The organism is Massilia sp. Bi118 (assembly GCF_918697865.1).
Classification (GTDB): domain Bacteria; phylum Pseudomonadota; class Gammaproteobacteria; order Burkholderiales; family Burkholderiaceae_D; genus Telluria.
This window is the reverse complement of the sequence record NZ_CAKKMV010000028.1, coordinates 21,627-29,465: the sequence shown is the minus strand read 5'-3', so window position 1 is coordinate 29,465 and position 7,839 is coordinate 21,627. Positions and strand designations below refer to the sequence as shown.

Genomic DNA, 7,839 nt, shown 5'->3' with positions numbered 1-7,839 from the left:
GCGTCGGCAAGGCCGAGCGGGCGGACATTCCGATCACCCTGGAAGCCCTGGGCACCGTGACCCCGGCGGCGGTGGCGACCGTGCGTCCCCAGGTCGGCGGCGTGCTGCAGAAGATCACCTTCACCGAAGGCCAGCTGGTCAAGGAAGGCCAGGTGCTGGCCACCATCGACGCGCGCCCGGCGCAAATGAGCCTGCTGCAGGCCACCGGCCAGCGCCAGCGCGACGAAGCCCAGCTGGAAAGCGCGCGCGTGCTGCTGCAGCGCTACCGCACCCTGCTCGAGCAGGACTCGATCGCCCGCCAGGACGTCGATACGCAAGCGGCCCTGGTCAAGCAGCTGGAAGGCACGGTCACCACCGACAAGGCGGCCGAAGGCATCGCCCGCATCAACCTCGGCTACACCCAGGTGCGTGCGCCGATCTCGGGCCGCGTCGGCCTGCGCACCGTCGACATCGGCAACCTGGTCAACAGCGGCGACACCAACGGCATCGCCGTGATCACCCAGACCTCGCCGATCGACGTCGAATTCGCGGTGCCCCAGGACCAGCTGCCGGCGCTGCAGCAGCGCGTCAACCAGAACGCCAGCATGCAGGCCATCGCGATGGACCGCACCCGCACCCAGAACCTGGCCACCGGCCGCTTCTTCGCGATGGACAACCAGGTCGACACCCAGACCGGCACCGTGCGCGCCAAGGCCCGCTTCACCAACGACGCCGGCAAGCTTTTCCCCAGCCAGTTCGTCAACGTGCGCCTCGAGGTCGACACCATCAAGAACGCCGTGACGGTGCCGGTGACGGCGCTGCGCCACGGCGCCAACGGCGACTTCGTCTACGTGCTGAACCCGCAGGCGAAGACCGTGGCCCTGACCAATGTGAAGCGCGGCCAGGCGAATGCCGAGCGCGTGCAGATCACCGAGGGCTTGAAGGGCGGCGAGACCGTGATTACCGAAGGCGCCGACCGCTTGAAGGATGGGGCCAAGGTGAGCTTGCCGGGCGATAGGCCGGCGGGTGCCGGTGCCGGCGGACGTCGTGGGCAGGGCGGGCAGGGCGCCGCCGCCGCGCCGGGTACGGCGGCGGAGCAGGGCCAGCAGGGCGAACGCCGCCAGCGTCGCCAGCAACAGGCTGCAGGGGCTGCGCAATGATGAGTACCACCTACTCGTCGTTCCCGCGAAAGCGGGAACCCATGCTGAGCCACCGAATTCGACATATGGGCGTGAACGCGAGCGCTCCGACCTGGAAAGCTCAGTATGGATCCCCGCTTTCGCGGGGACGACGTGGTATGCGAGCGCCGCATATGGAGGTATCTGCATGAGTCCCTCCGCCCCCTTCATCCGCCGCCCGGTCGCCACCTCGCTCCTGATGCTGGCCATCGTGCTGGCCGGCCTGGTCGGCTATAAATTCCTGCCGCTCTCCGCGCTGCCCCAGGTCGACTTCCCGACCATCCAGGTGCAGACCCTGTACCCCGGTGCGAGTCCGGAAGTGATGGCGCGCACCGTGACCGCGCCGCTGGAGCGCCAGTTCGGGCAGATGTCCGGCCTGTCGCGCATGAGTTCCACCAGCGCGGCCGGCGTGTCCGTGGTCACCCTGCAGTTCAGCCTGGGCCAGACCCTGGACGTGGCCGAGCAGGAAGTGCAGGCCGCGATCAATGCCGGCGGCTCGCTGCTGCCGACCGACCTGCCGGCGCCGCCGGTCTACGCCAAGGTCAATCCGGCCGATGCGCCGGTGCTGACCCTGGCCATCACCTCGGACACCATGCCGCTGACCGAGGTGCAGAACCTCGTCAACACGCGCCTGGCCTTGAAAATCAGCCAGGTCACGGGCGTCGGCCTGGTGACCCTGCAGGGCGGCCAGCGCCCGGCGGTGCGGATCCAGGCGAATACCGAGGCGCTCGCCGCCAACGGCCTGGGTCTCGATACGCTGCGCACCGCCATCACGGCCGCCAACGCCAACAGCGCCAAGGGCAGCTTCGACGGCCCGGCGCGCGCCTACACCATCAACGCCAACGACCAGCTGGTGACGGTGCCGGACTATACGAACCTGATCGTCGCCTACCGCAACGGCGCGCCGGTGCGCCTGGGCGACGTCGCCAAGGTCGTCGACAGCGCCGAGAACGTCAAGCTGGGCGCCTGGGCCAACATGAAGCCGGCCATCATCCTGAACGTGCAGCGCCAGCCGGGCGCCAACGTGATCGCCACCGTGGACGCCATCAAGGAGCGTCTGCCCGAGCTGCAGGCCAGCCTGCCGCCGACCCTGCGCGTGGACGTGCTGTCCGACCGCACCAACGGCATCCGCGCCTCGGTCGAGCACGTGCAGATCGAGCTGGTGCTGGCCGTGCTGCTGGTGGTGCTGGTGATCTTCGCCTTCCTGCACAGCATCCGCGCCACCGTGATCGCCAGCCTGGCGGTGCCGATCTCCCTGGTCGGCACCTTCGGCGTCATGTATTTGCTGGGCTACAGCCTGAACAACCTGTCGCTGATGGCGCTGACCATCGCCACCGGCTTCGTGGTCGACGACGCCATTGTCATGATCGAGAACATCTCGCGCTACATCGAGGAGGGCGAGAAGCCGATGGAGGCGGCGCTCAAGGGCGCGACCCAGATCGGCTTCACCATCATCTCGCTGACGGTGTCCCTGATCGCGGTGCTGATCCCGCTGCTGTTCATGGGCGACGTGGTGGGACGCCTGTTCCGCGAATTCGCGGTCTCGCTGGCGATCACGATTTTGATTTCCGCGGTGGTCTCGCTGACCCTGGTGCCGATGATGTCGGCGCGCTGGCTGCGCCAACACGACGAGTCGCACAACTCGCGCTTTGCGCGCTGGTTCCAGGCGACTTTTGATAACACCGTCGGCTACTACGACCGCTCGCTGAACTGGGTGCTGGAGCGCCAGGGCCTGACCCTGCTGGTGGCCCTGGGCACGCTGCTGCTGACGGCCCTGCTGTGGACCTTCATTCCGAAGTCGCTGTTCCCGACCCAGAACACGGGCCAGTTGCAGGCCCGTGTGGAAGCGCGCCAGGCCATCTCCTACCAGGCCATGACCGAGATGCAGCAGGCCGCAGCGCGCGAAATCCTGGCCGACCCGGAAGTGGCTTCGCTCAGCTCCACCGTCGGCGTGGACGCCGCCAACAACACCATGCTCCACACCGGCACCATGCTGATCAACCTGAAGGAGGGCCGCGGCGACCAGGAAGAGCTGATGAACCGCCTGCGCGAGCGGGTGAGGCGCAATGTCGCCGGCGTCAATCTCTACCTGCAGCCGACCCAGGACCTGACCATCGACGCCGAGAGCGGCCCGACCCAGTACCGCCTCTCGATCGAAGGCGCGGACACGAAAACCGTGACGGAATGGTCGCGCAAGCTGGCCGAGGCGATGAGCCAGCGCAAGGAGCTGCGCAACGTGGTCACCGACGCCGGCGCCAGCGGCGCCGCGGCCTATGTCAACATCGACCGCGACAGCGCCTCACGCCTCTCGGTGACGGCCTCGAACATCGACGACGCCCTGTACAGCGCCTTCGGCCAGCGCATCGTCTCGACCATCTTCACCGAAACGAACCAGTACCGCGTGATCCTGGAAGCCCAGCAGCCGGAGAACATGTCGCTGGACGCGCTGTCCAACCTGCAGCTGCGCACCGGCTCGGGCCAGCCGACGCCCCTGTCCGCGATCGCCTCGATCACCGAGCAGGCCGCGCCGCTGCAGATCACCCACGTCGCCCAGTATCCGGCCACCACGGTCGGCTTCGACGCGGCCGCCGGCGTCAAGCTGGGCACCGCCGTCAACGCGATCAAGGAAGTGGCCTCGGCGATCAAGCTGCCGGCTTCCGTCACCATGACCTTCCTCGGCGCGTCCGGCGCCTACCAGAACTCGCTGTCGAACCAGCTGTGGCTGATCCTGGCGGCGGTGGTCTGCGTCTATATCGTGCTCGGCGTGCTTTATGAAAGCTACATCCACCCGCTGACCATCCTGTCGACCCTGCCCTCGGCCGGCGTCGGCGCGCTGCTGGCGCTGATGGTGACCGGGCAGGGCCTGGGTGTGATCGGCATCATCGGCATCATCCTGCTGATCGGCATCGTGAAAAAAAATGCCATCATGATGATCGACTTCGCCATCGAGGCGGAAAGAGACGAGGGCAAGGACCCGCGCACCGCGATCCACCAGGCCGCAATGCTGCGCTTCCGCCCCATCATCATGACGACCCTGGCGGCGCTGTTCGCGGCGGTCCCGCTGATGCTGGGCTGGGGCGAGGGCGCGGAACTGCGGCGTCCGTTAGGTTTGGCGATCTTCGGCGGCCTGATCGTCAGCCAGATGCTGACCCTGTTCACCACGCCGGTGATCTACCTGGCCTTCGACCGCACGGCGCGGCGCTGGGGTGGGCAAGAGCCGGCCAAGCCGCATGGCCCGGGTTCGGATGGCGGTGGCGATAGCGACCAGCCGACCGCCAAGCCGGCGCCGCAGCAACCCGCGCTGCTGTCGACTCAGCCGACCACTACCGCCAAGCGGATCGACGGTCCGCACGGAGCCGGCGCATGAATCTCTCGCAGCCCTTCGTAAGGCGCCCGATCGCCACCGTGCTGCTGACCATCGGCATCGCCCTGGCCGGCATCGCCGCCTTCTTCGTGCTGCCCGTCTCGCCGCTGCCGCAGGTGGATTATCCGGCGGTGTCGGTGTCCGCCAGCCTGCCGGGGGCGAGCCCGGACACGATGGCGTCCTCGGTGGCGACGCCGCTGGAACGGCGGCTGGCGACCATCGCCGGCGTCAACGAGATCACCTCGAACAGCGGCAACGGCTCGACCCGCATCAACCTGCAGTTCGACCTGAACCGCCAGATCGACTCGGCCGCGCGTGAAGTGCAGGCGGCAATCAACGCTTCGCGCGCCGACCTGCCGGCCACGCTGAAGAGCAACCCGACCTACCGCAAGGCCAACCCGTCGGACTCGCCGGTGATCATCCTGGCGCTGACCTCGAAGACGCGCAGCCCCGGCCAGATCTATGACGAAGTCTCGAACGTCGTCCAGCAGAAGCTGGCCCAGGTGCGCGGCGTCGGCGACGTCGAGATCGGCGGCGGCTCGCTGCCGGCCGTGCGTGTCGACCTGAACCCCTTCCAGATGAACCGCTACGGCCTGTCCAGCGAGGACGTGCGCGCGGCCATCCAGGCCTCCAACCCCAACCGTCCCAAGGGCGCGCTGGAAGGCAGCGGCATGCGCCTGCAGATCTATTCGCAGGCGAACACGCCGACCAATGGCCGCACCGCCGCCGACTACCGCGGCCTGGTGGTGGCCTGGCGCGACGGCGCCGCGATCCGCCTGCAGGACATCGCGGACGTGACGGACGGCGTCGAGAACATCAACACCCTGGGCCTGTTCAACGGCGAGCCGGCCGTCATCGTGCTGGTGACCAGCCAGCCCGGCGCCAACGTCATCGAGACTGTCGACGGCGTGCGCGCGCTGCTGCCGACCCTGCAGGCCCAGCTGCCGCAGGATGTGAGCATGCAGGTGGCCTCGGACCGCACCAATTCGATCCGCGCCTCGCTGCGCGAGATCGAGCTGACCCTGATGATCTCGATCGTGCTGGTGGTGCTGGTGGTGAGCGTGTTCCTGCGCAGCGTGCGCGCCACCGTGGTGCCGGCGGTGGCGACCGTCGTCTCGCTGCTGGGCACCTTCGGCGTGATGTACATGCTGGGCTTCTCGATGAACAATCTGTCGCTGATGGCGCTGACCGTGGCGACCGGCTTCGTGGTCGACGACGCCATCGTGGTGCTGGAAAACACCAGCCGCCATGTCGAGCAGGGCATGGACCGCATGAAGGCGGCCCTGCTGGGCGCCAGCGAAGTCGGCTTCACGGTGCTGTCGATCAGCCTGTCGCTGGTGGCGGTGTTCATTCCGCTGCTGTTCATGGGCGGCCAGGTGGGCCGGCTGTTCCGCGAATTCGCGGTGACCTTGAGCGCGGCGGTGATGATCTCGCTGGTGATCTCGCTGACCACCACGCCCATGCTGTGCGCGCTGCTGCTCAAGGAACACGACAAGGACGAGCAGCTGAAGCGCCAGCCGGGCAAGCTGGCGCAATGGTCGGAGCGCGGCTTCAACCGCATTTTGAAGGCCTACGAGCATGCGCTGGACTGGGCGCTGGACGCCAAGCCGCTGGTGATGCTGATCCTGGCCTTCGTGGTGGGCCTGAACGTCTACCTGTTCTCGGCGGCGCCGAAAGGCTTCTTCCCGCAACAGGACACCGGCCAGATCAACGGCGGCATGCGCGCCGACCAGAGCATCTCCTTCCAGGCCATGCAGCAGAAGCTGCACCAGCTGGTCAACATCATCAAGAACGACCCGGCGGTCGACACCGTGGTCGGCTTCACGGGCGGCTCGCGCGCCGGCGGCGGCTTCATGTTCATGAATTTGAAGCCGGTCAGCGAGCGCGCGAAAGGGGAGAGCGGCCAGGCCGTGATCGCCCGCCTGCGGCCCAAGCTGGCGCGTGTGACGGGCGTGCAGCTGTTCCTGAACCCGGTGCAGGACTTGCGCATGGGCGGCCGCTCTTCGAACTCGACCTACCAGTACACGCTCAAGAGCGACAACCGCGCCGATCTCAAGGCATGGGCCACCAGGCTGGCCGACGCCATGAAGCAGCAGAAGGCGCTGACCGACGTCGACACCGACCAGGCCGAGAACGGCGTCGAGACCTATGTCGAGATCGACAAGGAAAGCGCGGCGCGCCTGGGCATCAGCGCCAAGGACGTCGACAACGCCTTGTACAACTCCTTCGGCCAGCGCCAGGTAGCGAACATCTACGATGAGCTGAACCAGTACCACGTGATCATGGGCGTGGCGCAGAAGTACGCGCAGTCGCCGGAGGCGCTGAAGGATGTGTATGTGCCGGCCAAGAAGGCCTCCTCCGGGACCACCGCCACGGCGACCAGCACTGCTACGACTGCAGCCACCGGCACGGTGGGCGCAGGCGCGGGCAGCACCGGCAGCGCCACCGCCAGCACGCCCTCGGCCCCGACCAACCTGACCGCGGCGCGCGACCCGTCCAGCGGCTCCGCGCTGTCGACCGGCGCCACCACCATGGTGCCCTTGTCCGCGATCGCGAAATTCGCCGAGCGCTCGACCCCGAGCTCGGTCAACCACCAGGATGGCGAGCTGGCCACCACCGTCTCCTTCAACCTGGCCGAGGGCTACTCGCTGTCCGACGGCCAGGCCGCCGTGCGCGACGCCGAAAACCAGATCGCCATGCCGGTCAACGTGCGCGGCAGCTTCCAGGGCCAGGCCAAGCAGGCGCAGGAATCGAACAAGCAGCAGCCGCTGCTGATCCTGGCCGCCATCGTCGTCATCTACATCGTGCTGGGCATCCTGTACGAGAGCCTGGTGCACCCGGTCACGGTGCTGTCGACCTTGCCGTCGGCCGGCGTGGGCGCGGTGCTGGCGCTGCTGATGTTCCACATGGAGTTCTCGATCATCGCGCTGATCGGCGTGTTCCTGCTGATCGGTATCGTCAAGAAGAACGCCATCCTGATCATCGACTTCGCGCTGGAAGCAGAGCGGGCGCGCGGCCTCTCCGCCACCGAGGCGGTGCGCGAGGCCTGCCTGCTGCGCTTCCGCCCCATCCTGATGACGACCCTGGCCGCGGCCCTCGGCGCGCTGCCGCTGGCGATCGGCTTCGGCGAAGGCTCGGAGCTGCGCCAGCCGCTGGGCATCGCCATCATCGGCGGCCTGATCGCGAGCCAGCTGCTGACGCTCCTGACCACGCCCGTGGTCTACGTCTACATGGACAAGCTGCGCACGGTCAAGGAAGACGAGCACGAGCTGGTACGCCACCCACACGAACACGAAGCTTCAATTTCCCATCCATGAA

General features: G+C 67.6%; 3 protein-coding genes. All 3 read left to right on the top strand.

Annotated elements, in window-relative coordinates:
- The coding region (locus LQV39_RS25525) for an efflux RND transporter periplasmic adaptor subunit (RefSeq protein ID WP_230030001.1) at positions 1-1,139 on the top strand (1,139 nt) is incomplete at its 5' end.
- Between the two features lie 166 nt (positions 1,140-1,305).
- On the top strand, positions 1,306-4,524 hold the full coding sequence (locus LQV39_RS25520) for an efflux RND transporter permease subunit (protein WP_230030000.1): 3,219 nt from the start codon (positions 1,306-1,308) through the stop codon (positions 4,522-4,524).
- Positions 4,521-7,838, top strand: coding sequence for an efflux RND transporter permease subunit (locus LQV39_RS25515; RefSeq protein WP_230029999.1), 3,318 nt, complete (start codon positions 4,521-4,523; stop codon positions 7,836-7,838). Before LQV39_RS25520 ends, LQV39_RS25515 begins: the two co-directional genes overlap by 4 nt.
- The last annotated feature ends 1 nt before the right edge of the window (position 7,839 follow it).